Genomic DNA, 20127 nt, shown 5'->3' on the forward strand with positions numbered 1-20127 from the left:
TTCTTATTAAACAAGAAAACCCCTTTCGGGGTTTTCTTTACTCATCACATCAGCTTATTTAGCAGGTGATTCGTCTGTATTCAATTCATCTTTTTTAGATGCGTCATCGGCACTTGAAACGACGTCTTCTGCTTTATCATCTTCTGCCGCTTGAGGTTTACTATTCCCTTTATCGTCAGATGAGTCATCAACTTGCCAATCAGCGGGTTGACGAACTTCACGGCGATTCATCAAGTCGTCAATTTGCAATGCGTCAATAGTTTCAAACTTCATCAGTGCATCTTTCATTGCATGTAAAATATCAAGGTTATCAGTCAAAAGCTGATTTGCACGTTGGTAGTTTTTATCAATAAAGACTTTAATTTCAGAATCGATTAACGCCGCAGTGTCACCAGACATTCCCTTAGCTTTGCCCATACTGCGACCTAAGAATACTTCACCTTCTTCTTCAGCATACAGTAATGGACCTAACTTATCAGAGAAGCCCCATTGAGTAACCATGTTACGCGCTATCGAAGTCGCATATTTAATATCCTGAGAAGCACCAGTAGACACTTTCTCGCTACCGTAAATTAACTCTTCAGCTAAACGTCCACCATAAGCTACGGAAATTTGTGACTCTAGTTTGCGACGACTTTGGCTAACTGCGTCAGCTTCTGGTAAGAAGAAAGTCACACCCAATGCCCGGCCACGAGGAATAATCGTCACTTTGTGCACAGGATCATGCTCTGGTACTAAGCAGCCTACAATCGCATGACCTGCTTCATGGTATGCGGTCATTTCTTTCTCTGCTTCAGACATAACCATTGAGCGACGTTCTGCACCCATCATGATTTTATCTTTTGCACGCTCAAACTCTTCCATACCCACCATTCTACGATTGCCACGGGCTGCGAACAGCGCCGCTTCGTTGACTAGGTTAGCTAGATCTGCACCAGAGAATCCAGGAGTACCACGAGCGATAACACTGGCTTTTACGTCATCTGACAATGGCACTTTACGCATATGAACTTTAAGAATTTGTTCACGGCCACGAACATCAGGTAAGCCCACAACAACTTGACGATCAAAACGTCCCGGACGCAATAAGGCAGAGTCAAGAACGTCTGGACGGTTAGTCGCAGCAATCACAATGACGCCTTCATTTCCTTCAAAACCATCCATTTCAACTAGCATTTGGTTTAGGGTTTGTTCACGTTCATCATGACCACCGCCTAAACCAGCACCACGTTGACGACCAACAGCATCGATTTCATCGATAAAAATAATGCAAGGCGCTGATTTTTTAGCTTGCTCAAACATGTCACGTACACGAGATGCACCGACACCAACAAACATTTCAACAAAGTCCGAACCTGAAATAGTAAAGAATGGTACTTTTGACTCACCAGCAATAGCTTTTGCAAGTAAGGTTTTACCTGTCCCCGGAGGACCTACCATTAAAACACCAGTAGGAATACGTCCACCGAGTTTCTGGAATTTTGTCGGGTCACGTAAATAATCAACTAATTCTTTTACTTCTTCTTTTGCTTCATCACAGCCTGCTACGTCAACAAAAGTCGTTTTTATTTGATCTTCGCTCATCAACTTGGCTTTACTTTTACCAAATGACATTGCGCCTTTACCGCCGCCGCCTTGCATCTGACGCATGAAGAAAATCCATACACCGATAAGCAGCAACATTGGGAACCATGAAATGAAGATTTGCGTCAAGAAACTTGATTCTTCCGCTTCTTGGCCTTTCATCGAGATACCTTTACGATCAAGATCATTGATTAAATCTTGGTCATACATAGGCATGATTGTAGTGAATTTCTCACCTGTACGCTTTGTTCCTTCAATCGTACGTTGGTCACTTTTAATCTCAACAGTATTAATTTGACCATCGCGAACATTATCAAGAAATGCGGAATAATCCATCTTCTGCGAGTTCGAAGAAGTAGGGGAATAACCCTGAAACACCGACATCAACACAACAGCGATGACGACCCAGAGTATTAAATTTTTTGCCATGTCACTCAAATTATTAGACCTCTATTACAGTCTTGCGATAATGGATATTAGACTACTACAACTTGTAACCAGTCGCCACTAAATAGACTTCTCTAGAACGTGCTCTAGAAGAGTCAGGTTTACGGGTTTTTACAACCTTAAATGCTTCTTTAACCGACTTCATATAATCGTCAAACCCCTCCCCCTGAAAGACTTTGACGGCAAAGCAGCCGTTTGGCGCCAATACTTGATGACACATGTCTAACGCTAACTCAACTAAATACATAGCTCGTGGTTGGTCAACAACATCTGCGCCACTCATATTAGGTGCCATATCGGATAATACCACATCCACTTTATCTTCACCTACACGACTAAGCAAAGCTTCAAGTACTTTTTCTTCTCTAAAATCACCCTGAAGGAAATCAACACCCACAATTGGATCCATAGGCAAAATGTCACAGGCGATGACTTTACCTTTATCACCAGCCAATTTAACGGCAACTTGTGACCATCCTCCTGGGGCTGCACCTAAATCGACCACTGTCATTCCAGGCTTAATTAATTGATCTTTTTGCTGAATTTCCTCTAACTTGAATGCAGCTCTAGAGCGCATCCCCCGTTTTTGAGCTAATTTCACATAATGATCATCAAAGTGTTCTTGCATCCAACGACTCGAACTGGCCGTACGTTTTTTAGCTACCATCGAAATTCCGCAACGATTGAGAGTTACATAAAGAGTATATAAGGGTAGAATAGCCGTTTTTCAACAGTAACTCAGCAAAAGTTGGTATAAATGAACTTAACAACCAAACAAAAACAGCATCTAAAGGGATTGGCACACAGTTTAAAGCCAGTTGTGATGCTTGGTGCCAATGGTTTGACTGAAGGTGTTCTGGCTGAAATTGATAGCGCTCTTAATCATCACGAATTGATCAAAGTGAAAGTAGCCTCTTCTGATAGAGAACTTAAAAATGCCATCGTTGACGCCATTATACGTGAAACTCAGTCTACGAAAGTGCAAACTATCGGCCACATTCTCGTTATATTCCGTCAGTCTCCAGAAATGAAGATTGCTATTCCAAAAGCGAAATAATCATTATTAATGAGCTAATTTATTAGTTTATTTTCTGAATTATTCAGTAACAAAAAACCACTGCCTTGCAGTGGTTTTTTATTATCTAATCAATAGCAATTTATTGATGTTAGATGTATTCAACCGAAATGATTTCGTAATCGGTGATACCACCAGGTGTTGCAATACCCACTTCGTCACCTTCATTTTTACCAATTAAGCCACGTGCAATTGGAGAGTTAACTGAAATTAAGTTTTGCTTAATATCTGCCTCATCATCTCCAACGATACGGTAAGTAACTTCAGCATCGGTTTCGAGATTCAAAATAGCCACTGTCGTACCAAAAATAACTCGCCCAGTATTTTCGATTTTAGTGACATCGATGATTTGAGCATTCGATAATTTGCCTTCAATATCACGAATACGCGCTTCACAAATACCCTGCTCTTCTCGTGCGGCATGGTACTCAGCATTTTCTTTTAAATCACCAAGCTCACGGGCAGATGCAATTGCTTCGGTAATTTTAGGGCGTCGATCAAATTTTAAGATTTCTAATTCTTTACGTAATTGATCAGCACCAACAACAGTCATTGGAACTTTATTCATGTTAAGCGATCTCCATAAAACAAAAGCATCCCTTGTCGATAAATTATCAACACAATTAAAATTGGTTTGGAATGACTTACTCTAACAAGTTAAAAGTAATTCGACAGGGATATACACAGATAATGGCAACAGCTTACCTAAGCTTTAACAGACTTGCTAGTCAGATGAGTAAAAATGCTGCCTTTGAAGTAAATAAACAAAACAACCCACTTCAATCGTGGGCTGTTAAACACAAAACTCATTCAAATTATTGAAAAGATAAAATGCTAAATGATGCGATTTTGCGCTAACTTCTCACGGCGCTCTTCTTCCGCCATGCGGCGTTTACGTTTGTCGCAAGGATCATCACAATCACAGGCTTTTTCGATGCCTAACACACCAAGGCCGCCACAGCTTCCTTCCACAGCTTTTTTCTTAACAATATAACCAATTGACATTAAGACGAAAAAAACTAATAACACCACAAATGTCGCTATTAACTCGCTCATTTTGGACTCCAGTTTAATGGATGGTTTAATCAAGATAAGGCTTGAAGGCCTCACTGTAATAGACCTGATAACCCTGTTCCTGCTTTTCAATCAGCATTATTGCTAAATTCTGCTCTTTGGCAAGTGCTAATGATGCTTCAGTCCCAAGAACCATCATGGCTGTAGCATAACCATCTGCAGTCATTGAACTTTTATGTAATACCGTAGCTGAAGCTAATTTATGCTTAATCGGATAGCCGCTACGCGGGTCTATGAGATGTGAAAAACGCTCGCCATTCTCTTCATGGTAAATACGATAATCACCTGACGTAGCTAATGCCATTGTACCAAGTTCAATGACTTGTTGCACCTCTTGGCCATCTTCACTCGGTTTTTCTACCGCGATACGCCACTCACTGCCATCAGCCTTGTGGCCTTTAACACTAATTTCGCCACCTATCTCAACGAGATAACCAGACACTTGGTACTTGTCTAATAAGCTGGCAATTTTATCCACACCAAAACCTTTGGCTATTGATGATAAATCGACATACAAATCAGCATTATCTTTAATGAGTCGATTGCCATCTATTGTTAGCTCTGATATTCCCGTCTTGGCTTTAGCGGCTTGAATGGCCTCTAACGATGGGGATGTAGTTGGGCGTTTATCAGGGCCAAAGCCCCAAAGATTGACCAATGGGCCTAAAGTAATATCCAATGCACCATCGGTGATCTTGTATAAACGAATCGCTTCTTTTACCACTGTCAGTGTATCAGGAGAGACTTCCGTTCCTTGCCTTATCTGCAGTTTATTAAATCGCGATAACTCAGAATTTGGCCGATAGGTAGACATTTGATTATTGACAATTTCAAGTGCCATATCGATTTCGGTTTGCAGTAAGTTTGCTTCAGGTAATTGATCATTTCGAATCACAGTAATGTGATAAGTTGTGCCCATGGTTTTACCGGCTAACTGTAAAGTCGGTTCAGGCTGAGAACACGCAGTGATAAGGCTTATCACTGCCATAAAAATAACGCTGCGAAGTAAATTAACCATAATGCTCTATTTCTATAAAACAAAAATTGCAGTCCGTTAACGAACTGCAATTTACAAAAAATTAAGGTGCTCTAATAGCACCTTAATTTAATTAACTTAACCGCCGAAGTCATCTAGTAAGATGTTTTCATCTTCAACGCCTAAATCTTTTAACATCGCAATAACTGCTGCGTTCATCATTGGAGGTCCACACATATAGAACTCACAATCTTCTGGTGCATCATGGTCGCGCAGGTAGTTTTCATATAATACGTTATGAATAAAACCTGTATAACCCGTCCAGTTATCTTCAGCTTGAGGATCTGATAATGCAACATGCCATTGGAAGTTTTCGTTCTCAGCCGCTAGGCCATCAAAATCTTCCACATAGAACATTTCACGCTTAGAACGAGCACCGTACCAGAAGCTCATCTTACGCTTAGAGTTAAGACGCTTAAGTTGGTCAAAAATGTGCGAACGCATCGGAGCCATACCAGCACCACCGCCAACGAATACCATTTCAGCATCTGTGTCTTTTGCAAAGAACTCACCAAACGGACCTGAGATTGTCACTTTATCACCGGCTTTTAAACTCCAAATGAATGATGACATCTTACCGCAAGGTAAGCTCAAATTGCGTGGTGGTGGCGTTGCAATACGCACGTTTAGCATAATAATGCCAAACTCTTCTGGATAGTTAGCCATTGAGTATGCACGAATAGTTTCTTCGTCTACTTTTGATTCTAACTTGAAGAAACCAAAATGCTCCCAATCGCCGCGATATTTTTCAGGGACATCAAACTCAGCATATTTAACATGATGAGCTGGTGCTTCAATCTGAATATATCCACCTGCGCGGAATGGAACTGATTCGCCATCAGGAATTTGCAGCTTAAGCTCTTTAATGAAAGTCGCTTTGTTATCGTTAGAGATAACTTCACATTCCCATTTTTTGATACCGAAGATTTCTTCTTCTAGCTCAATTTCCATGTCGGTTTTAACGTTAACCTGACAAGCTAAACGACAACCTTGACGGGCTTCGCCTTTGCTAATGTGATCAAGTTCGGTAGGAAGAATGTCTCCACCACCAGACTTGATATGTACGCGACATTGACCACAAGAGCCACCGCCACCACATGCGCTAGATACGAAAATACCGCTGTTTGATAAAGCACCAAGTAACTTGCCACCTGCGCCTGTTTTAATTGCTTTGTCAGCATCACCATTAATACCAATGGTGATATCACCGCTCGCAACCAGTTTCGATTTAGCAAATAAAATCACTAAAACCAACACCAGTACGATAACGGTAAACATACTCACACCTAGATAAACATCTATTGGAGTAGATTCAAGAATACCCATTCACTTATTCCTTAAAGGTTCAAATTAATGCTTCGTCTCAGTACTTCTTACAAAGAAACACCAGAGAACGACATGAAACCTAGAGCCATAAGACCTGCTGTAACAAAGGTAATACCTAAGCCACGTAGACCGTTTGGCACATCAGAATACTTCATTTTCTCACGGATACCCGCTAACAATACAATTGCTAACGCCCAACCGATCCCAGAGCCAATACCAAACACTACGCTTTCGCTTAGGTTATAGTCGCGCTCAACCATAAATGATACCGCACCGAAAATCGCACAGTTAACAGTAATCAATGGTAAGAAGATACCTAACGCGTTGTATAAAGGTGGAAAGTACTTATCTAAAGTCATTTCCAAAATTTGTACTAGCGCTGCAATCACACCAATAAAGGTAATAAACTTCAAGAAGCTTAAGTCTGCTTCTGGAACGCCAGCCCAAGCCAGTGCACCAGGGGCAAGTAAACCTTGATAGATGATTTGGTTAGCAGGTACTGAAATGGCCAAAACCACAATAACTGCTACACCCAAACCCATCGAGGTCGTCACTTTTTTAGACACAGCTAAGAAGGTACACATACCCAAGAAGAAGGCTAATGCCATGTTCTCAATGAATATTGAACGAATTAATAAACTAATATAATGTTCCATTCTGCTTACCCTTTTGCTTCTACTTGCTCTGGCTTATAAGTACGTATCATCCAGATTAAACCACCAATCAAGAAGAATGCACTTGGTGGAAGTAGTAATAAACCATTTGGTTGATACCAGCCACCGTCAGAGATTTTGCTGAGGATTTCAATACCGAATAATGAACCGTTACCGAATAATTCGCGAATGAAGCCTACTGATAATAAGATTGCACCGTAACCTAAACCGTTACCGATACCATCCATAAAACTCATCATTGGAGGTGTTTTCATTGCATAAGCTTCAGCACGACCCATTACGATACAGTTAGTAATAATCAAACCAACGAATACAGATAACTGCTTCGCAATATCATAAGCATAAGCTTGTAATACTTGGTCTACGACAATTACTAAAGATGCAATAACGGTCATTTGAACAATGATACGAACACTGCTAGGAATGTGATTACGCAAAAGCGAAATAAACAAGTTAGAAAACGCAGTCACAACCGTCAATGCTAATGTCATTACGATAGCGGTTTCCATTTTAGCGGTAACAGCTAGGGCACTACAGACACCCAAGATTTGCAGAGCAATTGGGTTATTATTGATGATTGGTCCGGTTAGAACCTGCTTCAGTTCTTTAGCATTAGCCATTAGCTAAGTCCTCCATTGCGTGCTTTTTCAATAAAGCGAGCAAAACCTTCTTCACCTAACCAAAATGTTAATGAATGTTGGACACCATTACTGGTTAACGTTGCACCAGATAATGCATCAACACCATGAACAGAAGCGGCTACTGTCGGTAACTTGGTCACTTGAATAGCTAACTCACCATTCTCATTATAAAGTTTTTTACCTTCCCACTTAGCGATCCACTGTGGATTTTGAACTTCACCACCTAGACCTGGTGTTTCACCAGAACCAGTAAAGTCATAATACACAAGGCTACGAATGGTGTTCATATCCGCTTCAACAGCTAAGAATGCAAACATCGTTGACCATAGACCGTACCCTTTAACAGGAATAATCACAGTCTGTAGTTGCTTGTTATCATCTTTAATCAGATAAACAACACCTGTGTTTGCCACGCGCTTAACCGACGCAATATCGTGCTGCGGTTTGAAAGACGTTGCAGGAGTACGAGCTGCCTTTTCAACATCAAAAGTATCTGCGTTACCTTCTATAAAGTCACCGGTTTTAAGATCAACCAGACGCGCTTCTACGTATTTATTATACGTGTCGATAACGGTTTTCTTTTCAAGCTTGCCAGCTTTAGTATCCACTAAACCCGCCGCTTCAAGAATGTACTTTTGCTTATCTAAAAGCTTATTTTCTTGTTGTGTTGGCTTAAGCAAAACGGCTGCTGTAGACACAAACATCGAGCAGACAAAGCAAAGACCAATCACAACAAATAATGTTTTTCCAAACGAATCTTTATTACTAGCCACGTGCGATCCTCCGTTTGATATTTGCTTGAACGACGAAGTGGTCAAATAACGGCGCGAATAAGTTAGCGAATAAAATTGCTAACATCATACCTTCAGGGAATGCAGGGTTAATCACACGGATGAACACCACCATTGCACCAATTAGGATGCCATAGGCCCACTTTGCAGAGTTAGTAAATGACGCAGACACAGGGTCTGTTGCCATAAACATCATTCCGAAAGCAAAACCACCTAGTACCAAGTGCCAATGCCATGGCATGGCAAACATTGGATTAGTGTCGCTACCAATAACATTCAATAACGTTGCGATTGAAGCCATACCAATCATCACACCACCCACAATGCGCCATGAAGCGATGCGAGTATAGATGATGACTAAACCACCTAATAGGATAGCAAAGGTAGAAACTTCACCCACTGAGCCAGGAATAAAGCCCATAAAGGCATCAATCCAAGTCGCGTTGTTTGCGTAATCAAATGTGCCTTGTGCAGCTTGGCTTAATGCAGTTGCACCAGAGAAACCATCAGCAACAACCCATGTCGTGTCACCTGACATACTTAAAGGATAAGCAAAGAACAGGAACGCACGACCAGCTAGCGCAGGGTTTAGGAAGTTTCGGCCGGTACCACCAAAGATTTCTTTAGCTACAACGACACCAAACGTAATACCTAAAGCTACCATCCATAAAGGAATTGTTGCTGGCAAGGTTAACGCAAACAGTACAGATGTAACGAAGAAGCCTTCGTTAACTTCATGACCACGGACAGAGGCGAATAAGACTTCCCAGAAACCACCTACAGCGAAAGTCACTGCGTAGATAGGTAAGAAGAAACATGCACCATACCACATCAATGATGCAATACCTGAGTCAGCGGTTAACTGAGCACCAAATAATTCAAACAATCCAACTTGCCAAACATCAGGAGTACCAAAGCCTGCAGCTAATGCCACTTGTGCTTGTAAACCCACGTTGTACATACCAAAAAACATTGCTGGAAATGTACACGCCCAAACCGTAATCATCATACGCTTTAGGTCGATGTTATCACGAACATGGGTTCTACCCTTGTTCACTTTACCTGGAGTATAAAATACAGTGGCTGCCGCTTCATAAAGGGCATACCACTTTTCGTATTTTCCGCCTTTTTCAAATTGCGGTTCAATACGCTCGATAAAATCTTTCAAGCTCATTAGCCTTCCCTCTCGATCGTATCTAAACAGTCTCGTAGATATGAACCATAGTCATACTTACCTGGACATACGAAAGTACATAACGCCAAGTCTTCTTCATCTAGCTCAAGAGCACCGAGTGTCACCGCGCCATCATAATCACCTGACACTAAGTCACGTAATAACATGGTAGGAAGAATATCTAGTGGCATAACACGTTCATAGTTGCCAATGGGTACCATCGCACGGTCAGAACCACCGGTACTGGTTGTCATTGGGAATAAACGAGAAGGACTTAAGTGACCTAAGAATGCACGAGTAATCGAATATTTATTGGCACCAGGCATTGCCCAACCAAATAACTCTTTTTCGTAACCTTCTTCAACTAAGCTTACTTGTGCGTGGTAACGACCTAAATATGCATGTGGGCCTTTAGCTTCACGTCCATTTAATACCGAACCAGAAATAACGCGAACGTTACCGTCTTGCACTTCATTTAATGTTAACTCAGCAATGCTTGCGCCAATGTGAGTTCTCACTAAACGAGGTTGTTTGGCTTTAGGGCCTGAAATGGCAATAACACGCTCAGTGTTTAACACACCTTGAGTAAATAATTGGCCAATTGCGATAACATCCTGATAGCCAACATGCCAAACACTACGTTTAGCTGAAGCTGGAAGAATATTATGAATATGAGTACCTACAAGACCTGCTGGATGCTTACCTGCAAACTCTGCCACTTGGGCATTTGCTGAAGGAATATCGGCTCCAGGAGCTTTACATAAGTAAACTTTGCCTTCAGTTAAACGTGCAAGCACTTTTAAACCATTAGCAAAATCATCTTTATGTTCGGCAATGACTACCACAGGATCGGCAGCAAGAGGTTGTGTATCTATCGCGGTAACAAAAATACCTTGCGTCGTAGCATCAACGGCCGGCACTTTGCTGAATGGGCGCGTACGCAATGCAGTCCACAAACCTGATTCAATCAGATTGTCGCGAACAACTTGCGAGTCTAACGTGTCTAATGTACCTGCATCATATTGAGTAAACGCAACGCTATCGTCACCTTCCACCGCAATAACAACAGACTGAAGTACACGCTTTGCACCTCGATTAATTTCTAAAATAGTACCACTGGCTAAAGCTGTATATTTAACGCCTAAATTCTTTTTATCTTCAAAAAGAACCTGGCCTTTTTGTACTTTATCGCCCACTTTAATTTTCATCGTTGGACGTAAGCCAATATACTCTTCACCCAAAGTAGCTAGATGTTTAATGGCTGGGCCATCATGGATAACTTGCTCTGGTCCGCCTGCTATAGGCAGTTCCAATCCTTTCTTAATTGTAATCATATCCACAAGCACTACGTTTGAAGGAAAGACAATGCGCCACGTTCCGCTACAAAAACAATATGTTAACAAACACACCATTATTGAGCTAGCGCAGGTTTAACACGGAAATGCGATCGTAATCACGCTGGTCGCGCGCATTTTACCCCAAATATGAGACTATCGCCACGAAAATAATAGGTGTTTTCAAACCAATGCACCAACTTTGCCCCCTAAACTAGCGCAAAGCAGAGTGTGGCGTTATAACCAATCAATAATAGCGTGGAGGCACCGTGCGAACAAAACTATAGCATTAATTTTAAAAGAAATATTTTTGAAATGAATTTTTTTAAATATTAGAAGTGATGAATAAAGCCCTCGCTAAATTGCCAAGGGCGTTAACATTTTTTAAACACAAGCGAATTATTTATCAACTAGAACAAGCTTTACCATCAAATAAACAGGTTAGCTTAACGTATTAACGCAAGTCTGTTTTTGACTTTCATTAAAAATGACCTTGATAGCCTAGATACGTTGTCATTTCGGTTTGCTGTAACATGCCCATTTGATAATTTTTAGCGACTAAATCTTCATCTAGTAGATTTTCTACACGCACATAAAATTCATGTGATGGTGTCATTTGATACTTTGCTGCTAAATCGACTTTAAGCTGAGAATCAACACCATAATTTCCTGGTGTAAATGCATTGCCTGTTTCTGTCTGATACAGACCATTCGCAACTAGGCTAAATTGTCCCATCATCACACCAATACTGGCACTTAATTGCTGTTCAGGTACCCAAGGTAGCTGCTCACCATCTCTATAGCATCCAATAATGGCGTCACAATCAGTTTGGCCAAATTCTGCTTGGCTGTAGGTATAAGCTAACGACATAGGGATCGAAAAGCTGTCAAATGTCATACTGTAATCAAGATTTACATCAACGCCATTGACAGCAACATCTTTTAAATTCACCTGCGCGGCTTCTTGCCCGGGCAGACAATTTATCCCCCACTGGCAGGTGACATGTTGATTATCAAAATCATGTATATAGGTACTTAAGCCTGCAACAAATGCCCCTTGCTGATATTGCAATGCTAACTGGTATTGCAGCGCCTCTTGTGCGCGTTGCTGGCTATTTCCTGCAGATGCAGCGGTCCAAGCTTGTTTAGCACTTAAGGCAAAAAGCCATGCATCATTTTTATAAGCCACTTCAATAGTTGGTAACCAACCGTCATCAGAAAAATCAGCCGCTGTCATTAAGTCAGTATTATTACCAAGCTCTCGACTCACGCTAACATGTTCGTACCCTAGCCCAATGTTGACTGACCAAGCATCATAGTTAAGTTTGGTATTAACTGATGACGTAATCGCATCCGCTTCATCAGTATAATCTGATACTCCATAAAGAGTATCTTGCAAGGCTAAATGAAGGTTTTCGCCAAGAAAATAATCTAATTGGCTTACTTTTATTTCAGCTTTATCAGTGTGATATCTGGCCTGATACGTCACCTCATGGGCCCCATACATACTGATCCCTTTGGTTTGTACACCAAAGCCATCAAAATCATTGTCTGATATTGCAGTATTCGTTGTTAACCCTTGAGCAGTTGGATTTTTCTCAAATTCAGAGAGTTGCTGCAACAATTGGCGATTAATCAATTGATCATCAACAAACAAGGTGTCCTGCCCCTCCTGCGAGAAGCTCTGATAATAAAAGTCGGTAAACATTGTTGAACCGCTTAAATTCACTTGATGTGCTAAAGCGTAGCGTTGACGTTTGCCTTTTTCATAATCTAATTGTGTTGCCGCATAACGGTTATCAGGCGCTAGTGAAAAATCGTTTTCAGTCAAGCCAATACTGCTATTATCTAGTCTGGTATCTGTAAAATGGTAACTGAACTCTGTTTTTTGCGGATTGCGCGCCCCAGCTAAACTGCCAGCATTGATTTTAAAGAGGATATCGGTTTTTTCATGTTTATCATCAAAACTAGTGTTAAATCCTGCATCATCTTCACTTTTTTGATAATCAACGCCCAAGAGCATGCCATATTCTTTAGTTTTACCGCTGACGATTAACCCACCAGCAGGAGAACCATCTTCATCGATTTCGATATTAACGATGGCATCTGTGTCACGTTCGCTAATGACAGCGGTAGTGTAATCAAGTACACCAAAAGAGCCTTGACCACCTTGTCCTACATTTGTTTGCTTGTTGCTTGAAAGTGAAGATTGAAAAAACAAATTAGGTAAGGAAACAAGATTTTGAGCTGAATAAGGTGCTGCAGAATAAAAAATGTTGTCTTGCATTACCGCTATGCCGTTGGTGGCACCACGGATTGAAATAGCGTTATCTGCATTTGCCACATTGGGATGGACAGTAACCCCAGTTTGAGCAAGTAAGTTAGACGATTGGCGATAATGAAATAAGGAGACGTCAGCCTGCCCCATATCGATATGAGAGTTTTTCGTTTCAAATGATTCAGTTACTGTATCAGCCATACTGGGAAAGCTACCCAGAATTAACACCACTGCAGACGCTACCATTGAAACGCTAAAAGAGCGATCAGACATATAAATCTCCATATTCTATCTTGGCTTTGTAAAATTACGGCTTAATGTTGTATACAATAACGGTTTCAGCAACACAAAAACAGCATCATTCACATACCGCCAAAGAATATCCAACACCTTGCACCCACCAAACCTTAATCGCCAACAAAAATCCTTTATTTACATCAATCTAAACACCCTACCTAAATACACTTGTTAAAATATAATATTTCAGACACAAAAAAAGCGGCTGTGTGCCGCTTTTTGAATACTTCAATAAGATCAAAGTGTGCCTAAAATCTCACCACTTAGAGCAAGATCATCATTTTTATTAACACTTACACCTGCTGCAATGATGTTTTTGGCAATATCTTGTGCCTGTTCAAGTGAGTGCATTTCATAGGTTCCACATTGATATTCATTTAATTCTGGAATATCTTTTTGTTGTGTCACTTTCAATACATCTTCCATTGCCGCCAACCAAGCATTAGCAACATCTTGCTCTGAAGGCTGACCAATGAGGCTCATATAAAAACCGGTGCGACAGCCCATGGGTGAAATATCAATAATCTCGACACTGTCACCATTCAAATGATCGCGCATGAAACCAGCAAATAAATGCTCGAGAGTGTGAATACCACGCTCACTTAATATATCTTTATTTGGTGCGCAAAAACGTAAATCAAACACAGTAATCGTGTCGCCTTTCGGTGTGCTCATATGTTTAGCAACTCTTACTGCAGGCGCATTCATACGGGTATGGTCTACGGTAAAACTGTCTAATAACGGCATGGTTTTCTCCCAAAAATGGATACGTTTACAGGTTAGAACATTAACAAACGTATTTAACGGTAATGGCGATATAGTAACATTAACATTCACTAACTCTCTAGCGTCATTCATCAAACTAACTCAGTGATTATTTTCAACTAGTCATAAAATAACTAAAAAGCCTTTAAAACGTTTGTGTTTATTGACCTAAATCAGAGCTCAACAAAGCACAATTACTGGGGATAATCACCTCATAAAATTTGAACAATAATCAGATTAATACGGTGCTCGAGAAAGAAAACGGGACGACAACAAACAAACTATCACTTAGGATCGCGTCATTTCTGCTAATGCATGTTCAGTATATTGAAAATAGCGTTTCACTTGCTTCTCATTTTCTAGGTAAGCTTGAAGTACCTTTTTGAACATAGGATCTTTTTCAGCTTCAGCATATAGCACAGTATCTCTGGCGCTTTTAAGTTGAGCAATAACCTCTTCAGGAAAACGCTTCAATTGCACATTATGATCATTAACTAAGGTATTTAACGCCTCAATATGCCCTTGGGTATAGTCATCTAACATATCTTGATTAACGGCTCTTGCCGCAGTGATAATAATTTGCTGCAAGTCATCTGGCAGTGCTAAAAAGGCTTGCTGATTAACCATAAACTCCATATTTGAGCCAGGTTCGTGCCATCCTGGATAATAATAAAACTTAGCGACCTGATAAAGACCGAGTGGCAGATCATTGTACGGTCCCACCCATTCTGCCGCATCGATAGCACCGCTTTGTAAGGCGCCATAAAGTTCTCGACCAGCGAGTTCTTCAACCGGTACGCCACCGACTTGCTTTAACACTTCACCGCCAATACCTGGTAATCGCATTTTAAGTCCATTTAAATCTTCAATCGAATTAATTGGCTGATTAAACCAACCGCCCATTTGCATTCCAGTATTTCCTCCAGCCATAGGAATAATACCAAATGGCTGGTAAACCTCTTGCCACAGCTCCATACCACCACCGTGATATAACCAAGCATTCATTTGTTGAGCATTCAAACCAAAAGGAATCGATGAAAAAAATTGTGCAGCGGGAGCCTTTCCTTTCCAGTAATAAGATGCACTATGAGCCATTTGCACTTTACCTTCACTCACACCATCAAATACTGACAATGCTGGCATCAATTCGCCTGCGCCATAAACACTAATATGTAAACGGCCATTGGACATAAGGTTGACCTTTTGCGCGAAGTTTTCTGGAGCCATTCCTAAGCCTGGTAAATTTTTAGGCCACGATGTTGCCAATCGCCACTCGATAACTGGAGAGGTATGTTCAATCACGGTAACTTTTTGGGGGGCTTGTGGTTCACAAGCTTGAAGTAGCGACACGAAAATGAGAATTGGTAACAATAAACGGCGATACATCTAGATATCCTTTTCTAATTGTATTATGAGTAAGACATTGCTAAACAACAAAAATAACACTTTAGCCAACGTACTAAAAAATAACACTATAGCCAACGCACTAAATGAGGGCAATAAAAAACCCCACTAATTAGTGAGGTTTTATGTGGTATGACTGCTCTCAACTAGCCTTTGCAGTTTGGCGTACGAGGGACTTCCTCGAGCTCCTGCCATTCCACCTCAGTATAAGTATTGATTGACAAAGCATGAACGCCATTGGCTAATTCATCAGCAAGTGCGCTATTGACCGCTCTGTGTCTTGCTAACGGTCGCTGCCCATCAAACAACTGACTGACAATCACAACTTTGAAGTGAGTTTCAGAATTAGGTGGCACATGATGGCGATTACTTTCGTTAATAACTTCAAGATGTGACGGTGTGAACGACTGATTCAGTTTATCAGTGATTGTCTGTGCAACTGACATAATGACCTACTCTTGGGTTCTTAAAAATCGAAGGTTACTGGGTTAACACTTAAACGTCAAACACTGTCATGGCAAAACGTTAACTGTTAATCACGTTTTATTGTTATAGGCTTATCTTCGATAAAAATCAGGCGTAATTAACCTAAAAGTAAAATTAACCCTTGGTTGTGTTATCGATAAACGCTTAGGTAACGCATGTTGCCAAGTTTGCTGCATACCTGGCGCCATAATGATTAAGTCACCAGAAAAAGGGGTATATGTCACTTTTTGCTGACTTGCTTTATGACGTACCACAAAATCTCGACAAGCACCTAGAGTAATTGAGGCAATTGCACTCCCCGCAATAATTTCTGGCTCATCGTCACTGTGCCATCCCATACAATCATGGCCATCTTTATAATGATTAACCAATACGGCATTAAAATTAAGCTGACAACGATTGATTAAGGTTTGGCGTAACTTTGCAAGCATAGGCGGCCATGGCAAAGGATTGATTAACGTTTTTGAGTATTTACAATCACATCCATCATCACCAAACCAAGCTTGAGTGCGCGGAATAAGGTGTTTTTTGCCAAAAACTTCAATTTCAATTTTAGTCAGTGGGTAATCACTAACTTCATTTAACAATAATTGTTGCTGACGTTGAGTCAAAAAATTTGGATGTAGCGTAACAGGAGGGGCGATAATATTTGGGTCCTGTCCATCAAATAAGTCCAACATCATAGTAAGCCGTTAATCCTTGGTTCGTGGCTAGAAGAGTAATAAACGTAAACCCCTACCATACGACATAAAATGTCGTTATAGTCATTACCGAGCATAAAAAGACGAATGGATTTATATGAACGACATTGAGCATCAACATCAATCATTACCAAATACGGATATTTATCAATATGGTGAGCCATTGCAAGCACAGCAATTGACCCCCATGACTGAGTTAGTATTAACTCACATCGATGATAATTACCCTAAGTTACAACTCTATGTAGCTGGTGTAGTATACAGCCTGATAGCAACCATTATTTGTTTCTTTATTGGTTTTATAGCCCCTTTATCAATTACAGCCAAATTGCTGCTTATAGTATTTATCTTAATCGTTGCCGTGTTGATCATTCGTCTAACTTACTTGAAGGCATTGACCGTTTGCTACGGGGTTTTTAAAGATGAATTGATCATGCGACAGGGGTTATTTTGGATGTCAACTACGGCATTACCTTACACGCGTTTGCAGCATGTAAATTTATCTCAAGGTCCGCTGGAGCGCCAATATCAACTGGTCACACTGAAATGTTTTAGTGCCGGTTCTGGTGAGGCTGAAATCAATTTACCCGGACTAAACGCTGACACCGCTGAGCACCTAAGACAACATTTACTGTATCAAGCCGCTGAAAATCAATCATCTGAGCACAAGGTGATAACGGCGTCTTTGGACTCATAACATGAATGATCTTCAACCACAACAATCAGACACACAGAAAAATGCGATCCCCTGCGCATTATTAACTGATTGGCAGGCTTTATCTCCCTGGTCGATCCTCAGCTTTGTCATGACTTCATTAAGAAGTATATTCACTAATGGCTATGCTTTAGTACCGATATTTTATGCCGGTTGGACAAATGATATTTCATTATTTTGGATCATTGACGGCGCAGCTATTCTAATCGGACTATTAACAACTTTTGCGTTTATTCAATGGCGTAAATTTCGCTACCGAGTAAAGGTAAATCAGCTAGATGTTAAACGCGGACTTTTTTTTACCAAAAAAGATGAAATCCCACTTAATCGAATTCAAAACATTCGTTTTGAACAACCCTTTTATTTTAAGCCGCTTAACCTAGCTGTGTTAGTGATTGAAACTGCAGGATCCAGTAAAGACGAAGCAAGGCTATCAGCTATTAATGCACAGCATGCACATGTTTTAAAACAGCAATTATTGCAGCTGCAGCACGAAGACGTCGAATCATCACAGCTAAAACAAAATGAGAATACGCCACATCAAAGCCTTGCGTTAACGCAACCAATCATCACCCGCAGTTTGAAAGAGTTAATTCTATTTGGTTTTTATCAAAATAATTTTATTTGGTTTGCCATAATCGCTGGCCCAATAGCGGGTCAGATTGAATGGGAAAAAATTGTCCAGTCAGCGCTTTTTCAACAACTCATCACGTGGGTTAATCACACCACCCATGAAAGCTTTATATTGCAATTAGTGTTGTTTGTGGGGCTGTTTATTGCTGGATACGTGCTATTTTCTGCGATTTCAATTATCGCTTCAGTACTAAAGTATTACCCCTATACATTAGATAAACGCCAACAAACACTGCAAAGAAGCGGTGGTATTATTGCCCATCAACAAGATGCGTTAGCGATCAAACGTATACAGGTGATCCATTTCCACCAACCCTTACTTGCAAGGGTTGTTAATCGCTGGACTCTTTACCTTAAACAAGTAAAAGGCAATGAAGTAGAAGAAAAAACCAAACAGCATATGTTAATTCCTGCTGTAAAACCGAATGAAATTGAGCAGATATTTCACCCGCTCTCGTCTTTAAGCCAAACCCCCATTCGTTTACCAGAGGGTTATATGCCAATTAATATTGCTTGGTTATATAAACGTATTTGGCTGCCTTTTATCCCTTTTACTGCATTGTCGGTTTTAGCGTTACTTACGCCATTACCTATTGATAAAGCACTTATTGAAGTCGCACTGGTTGCCGCGCTAATTGTCTGTGCTTTACTTTTTGTCCGCTTTAAAAGATGGGGGTATTTTTTGCAACATGACGCGGTATGGCAACACAGTGGATTATTTGGTAAGCATTGGAAACGCATTCCTTTTGAAAAAATTCAACACGTTAAAATAATTCAAACACATGCCCAAAAGAAAAAACAACTTGCCTATATTGAGCTCGGATTAGCCAGTGGCGCAATTGTGCTACCCTATATTGCTATCGATACAGCCAATCTGATAGCAGCTAGAGCATTCAACACCATTTCGCCGCATTATAAGCAGTGGATTTAATATCGATTTTCGTTCTGGCAATACTGCAACGAGCCTATTTTGAGGTTAAGAGGCTCAGTCTAAACTGAGCTTCCAATAAATTAATCTCACTATCACCATTAAGAGGATTACAACGATTTAAGCAAGTTTTATCACCAAGCTAAATAGCATTAACACATAGGCGGTTAATAGCCCTAAAAGCTAATTTATCTAAGCGAAGTCATTAGCAAAAGGTTATTTCACCACTAGCACTGGGCAATGGGCTTGATTGGCCACCGTTTCAGCTACGTTTTCATGTAAAAAATGCGCCAAACCCGTTCTGCCATGACTTGCAATCACTACCATACCAATATCGCCGGAATTAGCTTCTGCCACGATTTCAGCGGCAGCATCACCACGACGGATGACTGTTTCAATCGGCATTTTGGTATTTAACCCTGCAAGTAATGAATGCATCTTTTTCGCCGCGGCTTCTTCCATGCTTTTAGCCAATTCCTCTGGCGTAACGGCTAATATCATGTAGTTTTCATCACCAAATGGCTGATCAACAACATGCACAATTCTAATACCTACATCATAGAGATTAGCCATTTCAATAGCATACTGGAGAGCATGAGATGCCGTTTCAGAAAAATCCGTTGGCCATAAAATTGTTTTACTTCGCATAATTTCCTCCGGTCACATGGAAATATCTCAATTCAAAATATCTGTTATCTCAGCCATTATATTGAGTGAGATAGTCAGCACAACTGACAAACATTGTTGAAAACAAGATGTCATCT

20 protein-coding genes are annotated in these 20127 nt (G+C 40.6%); 3 read left to right on the plus strand and 17 right to left on the minus strand.

From position 1 onward, the window contains the following. Positions 1-54: 54 nt before the first annotated feature. Positions 55-2022 (minus strand): ATP-dependent zinc metalloprotease FtsH, encoded by a 1968-nt coding sequence (ftsH, locus tag ORI98_RS06820; RefSeq protein WP_306134729.1) that lies wholly within the window; start codon positions 2020-2022, stop codon positions 55-57. A 46-nt stretch (positions 2023-2068) separates the two neighbouring features. Beyond that, positions 2069-2698, minus strand: a complete 630-nt coding sequence (rlmE, locus tag ORI98_RS06825; protein WP_261297328.1) for a 23S rRNA (uridine(2552)-2'-O)-methyltransferase RlmE — start codon at positions 2696-2698, stop codon at positions 2069-2071. Positions 2699-2788: 90 nt separating this feature from the next. Here rlmE and yhbY point away from each other — a divergent pair, with 90 nt between their 5' ends. Beyond that, entirely contained in the window at positions 2789-3088 is a 300-nt protein-coding gene (yhbY, locus tag ORI98_RS06830) for a ribosome assembly RNA-binding protein YhbY (RefSeq protein WP_188840562.1), read from the plus strand. A 109-nt stretch (positions 3089-3197) separates the two neighbouring features. Here the strand turns inward: yhbY and greA are convergent, their stop codons facing one another. The 14 genes from greA to ORI98_RS06900 form a co-directional block, all read right to left on the minus strand. Beyond that, positions 3198-3674, minus strand: a complete 477-nt coding sequence (gene greA, locus ORI98_RS06835) for a transcription elongation factor GreA (RefSeq protein WP_306134730.1) — start codon at positions 3672-3674, stop codon at positions 3198-3200. Between the two features lie 266 nt (positions 3675-3940). Then, positions 3941-4162, minus strand: coding sequence for a (Na+)-NQR maturation NqrM (gene nqrM, locus ORI98_RS06840; RefSeq protein WP_188840560.1), 222 nt, complete (start codon positions 4160-4162; stop codon positions 3941-3943). 25 nt (positions 4163-4187) lie between these two features. Next, positions 4188-5168: an FAD:protein FMN transferase gene (locus ORI98_RS06845; RefSeq protein ID WP_371931129.1), complete on the minus strand. Its 981-nt coding sequence runs from the start codon at positions 5166-5168 to the stop codon at positions 4188-4190. Positions 5169-5294: 126 nt separating this feature from the next. Continuing rightward, a complete protein-coding gene (gene nqrF / locus ORI98_RS06850) occupies positions 5295-6542 on the minus strand; it encodes an NADH:ubiquinone reductase (Na(+)-transporting) subunit F (RefSeq protein ID WP_261297336.1) in 1248 nt (415 codons plus the stop codon). Between the two features lie 47 nt (positions 6543-6589). Continuing rightward, on the minus strand, positions 6590-7198 hold the full coding sequence (gene nqrE, locus ORI98_RS06855) for an NADH:ubiquinone reductase (Na(+)-transporting) subunit E (RefSeq protein ID WP_261297337.1): 609 nt from the start codon (positions 7196-7198) through the stop codon (positions 6590-6592). A 5-nt stretch (positions 7199-7203) separates the two neighbouring features. Further along, positions 7204-7836, minus strand: coding sequence for an NADH:ubiquinone reductase (Na(+)-transporting) subunit D (locus tag ORI98_RS06860; RefSeq protein WP_188840556.1), 633 nt, complete (start codon positions 7834-7836; stop codon positions 7204-7206). Further along, the gene (locus ORI98_RS06865; RefSeq protein WP_261297338.1) at positions 7836-8630 is read right to left on the minus strand and encodes a Na(+)-translocating NADH-quinone reductase subunit C; all 795 of its coding nucleotides are present in this window, start codon (positions 8628-8630) and stop codon (positions 7836-7838) included. The genes ORI98_RS06860 and ORI98_RS06865 overlap by 1 nt, the downstream gene beginning before the upstream one ends. After that, positions 8623-9822 (minus strand): NADH:ubiquinone reductase (Na(+)-transporting) subunit B, encoded by a 1200-nt coding sequence (locus tag ORI98_RS06870; RefSeq protein ID WP_261297339.1) that lies wholly within the window; start codon positions 9820-9822, stop codon positions 8623-8625. The genes ORI98_RS06865 and ORI98_RS06870 overlap by 8 nt, the downstream gene beginning before the upstream one ends. Beyond that, complete coding sequence (locus tag ORI98_RS06875) at positions 9822-11156, minus strand: Na(+)-translocating NADH-quinone reductase subunit A (protein ID WP_306134732.1); 1335 nt, start codon at positions 11154-11156, stop codon at positions 9822-9824. The genes ORI98_RS06870 and ORI98_RS06875 overlap by 1 nt, the downstream gene beginning before the upstream one ends. A gap of 481 nt (positions 11157-11637) precedes the next feature. After that, complete coding sequence (locus tag ORI98_RS06880; protein WP_306134733.1) at positions 11638-13707, minus strand: TonB-dependent receptor; 2070 nt, start codon at positions 13705-13707, stop codon at positions 11638-11640. A 261-nt stretch (positions 13708-13968) separates the two neighbouring features. Next, the gene (gene luxS, locus ORI98_RS06885; protein ID WP_188840721.1) at positions 13969-14478 is read right to left on the minus strand and encodes an S-ribosylhomocysteine lyase; all 510 of its coding nucleotides are present in this window, start codon (positions 14476-14478) and stop codon (positions 13969-13971) included. A gap of 306 nt (positions 14479-14784) precedes the next feature. Further along, positions 14785-15882 (minus strand): TRAP transporter substrate-binding protein, encoded by a 1098-nt coding sequence (locus ORI98_RS06890; protein ID WP_306134734.1) that lies wholly within the window; start codon positions 15880-15882, stop codon positions 14785-14787. A gap of 164 nt (positions 15883-16046) precedes the next feature. After that, entirely contained in the window at positions 16047-16346 is a 300-nt protein-coding gene (locus ORI98_RS06895; protein WP_261297342.1) for a BolA family transcriptional regulator, read from the minus strand. Positions 16347-16457: 111 nt separating this feature from the next. Continuing rightward, positions 16458-17069, minus strand: coding sequence for an alpha-ketoglutarate-dependent dioxygenase AlkB (locus tag ORI98_RS06900; RefSeq protein ID WP_261297343.1), 612 nt, complete (start codon positions 17067-17069; stop codon positions 16458-16460). Between the two features lie 115 nt (positions 17070-17184). On the opposite strand from ORI98_RS06900, the gene ORI98_RS06905 reads away from it, so the two are divergent. Then, positions 17185-17784 carry a PH domain-containing protein gene (locus ORI98_RS06905; protein ID WP_306134735.1) on the plus strand — a complete coding sequence of 200 codons (600 nt, stop codon included), beginning with the start codon at positions 17185-17187 and terminating at the stop codon, positions 17782-17784. A gap of 1 nt (position 17785) precedes the next feature. Then, positions 17786-19366, plus strand: coding sequence for a PH domain-containing protein (locus ORI98_RS06910; protein ID WP_306134736.1), 1581 nt, complete (start codon positions 17786-17788; stop codon positions 19364-19366). Between the two features lie 213 nt (positions 19367-19579). Here the strand turns inward: ORI98_RS06910 and ORI98_RS06915 are convergent, their stop codons facing one another. Beyond that, positions 19580-20011: a universal stress protein gene (locus tag ORI98_RS06915; RefSeq protein ID WP_261297346.1), complete on the minus strand. Its 432-nt coding sequence runs from the start codon at positions 20009-20011 to the stop codon at positions 19580-19582. Positions 20012-20127: the final 116 nt, after the last annotated feature.

This window comes from Shewanella sp. ULN5 (assembly GCF_030731885.1).
Classification (GTDB): Bacteria; Pseudomonadota; Gammaproteobacteria; order Enterobacterales; family Shewanellaceae; genus Shewanella; species Shewanella holmiensis.

Bases quoted from the DNA above. Each gene is read 5' to 3' on its own strand.
- rlmE (WP_261297328.1), bottom strand. From the start codon at position 2,698: ATGGTAGCTAAAAAACGTACGGCCAGTTCGAGTCGTTGGATGCAAGAA.
- yhbY (WP_188840562.1), top strand. From the start codon at position 2,789: ATGAACTTAACAACCAAACAAAAACAGCATCTAAAGGGATTGGCACAC.
- greA (WP_306134730.1), bottom strand. From the start codon at position 3,674: ATGAATAAAGTTCCAATGACTGTTGTTGGTGCTGATCAATTACGTAAA.
- nqrM (WP_188840560.1), bottom strand. From the start codon at position 4,162: ATGAGCGAGTTAATAGCGACATTTGTGGTGTTATTAGTTTTTTTCGTC.
- ORI98_RS06845 (WP_371931129.1), bottom strand. From the start codon at position 5,168: ATGGCAGTGATAAGCCTTATCACTGCGTGTTCTCAGCCTGAACCGACT.
- nqrF (WP_261297336.1), bottom strand. From the start codon at position 6,542: ATGGGTATTCTTGAATCTACTCCAATAGATGTTTATCTAGGTGTGAGT.
- nqrE (WP_261297337.1), bottom strand. From the start codon at position 7,198: ATGGAACATTATATTAGTTTATTAATTCGTTCAATATTCATTGAGAAC.
- ORI98_RS06860 (WP_188840556.1), bottom strand. From the start codon at position 7,836: ATGGCTAATGCTAAAGAACTGAAGCAGGTTCTAACCGGACCAATCATC.
- ORI98_RS06870 (WP_261297339.1), bottom strand. From the start codon at position 9,822: ATGAGCTTGAAAGATTTTATCGAGCGTATTGAACCGCAATTTGAAAAA.
- ORI98_RS06875 (WP_306134732.1), bottom strand. From the start codon at position 11,156: ATGATTACAATTAAGAAAGGATTGGAACTGCCTATAGCAGGCGGACCA.
- ORI98_RS06880 (WP_306134733.1), bottom strand. From the start codon at position 13,707: ATGTCTGATCGCTCTTTTAGCGTTTCAATGGTAGCGTCTGCAGTGGTG.
- luxS (WP_188840721.1), bottom strand. From the start codon at position 14,478: ATGCCGTTATTAGACAGTTTTACCGTAGACCATACCCGTATGAATGCG.
- ORI98_RS06890 (WP_306134734.1), bottom strand. From the start codon at position 15,882: ATGTATCGCCGTTTATTGTTACCAATTCTCATTTTCGTGTCGCTACTT.
- ORI98_RS06895 (WP_261297342.1), bottom strand. From the start codon at position 16,346: ATGTCAGTTGCACAGACAATCACTGATAAACTGAATCAGTCGTTCACA.
- ORI98_RS06900 (WP_261297343.1), bottom strand. From the start codon at position 17,069: ATGATGTTGGACTTATTTGATGGACAGGACCCAAATATTATCGCCCCT.
- ORI98_RS06905 (WP_306134735.1), top strand. From the start codon at position 17,185: ATGAACGACATTGAGCATCAACATCAATCATTACCAAATACGGATATT.
- ORI98_RS06910 (WP_306134736.1), top strand. From the start codon at position 17,786: ATGAATGATCTTCAACCACAACAATCAGACACACAGAAAAATGCGATC.
- ORI98_RS06915 (WP_261297346.1), bottom strand. From the start codon at position 20,011: ATGCGAAGTAAAACAATTTTATGGCCAACGGATTTTTCTGAAACGGCA.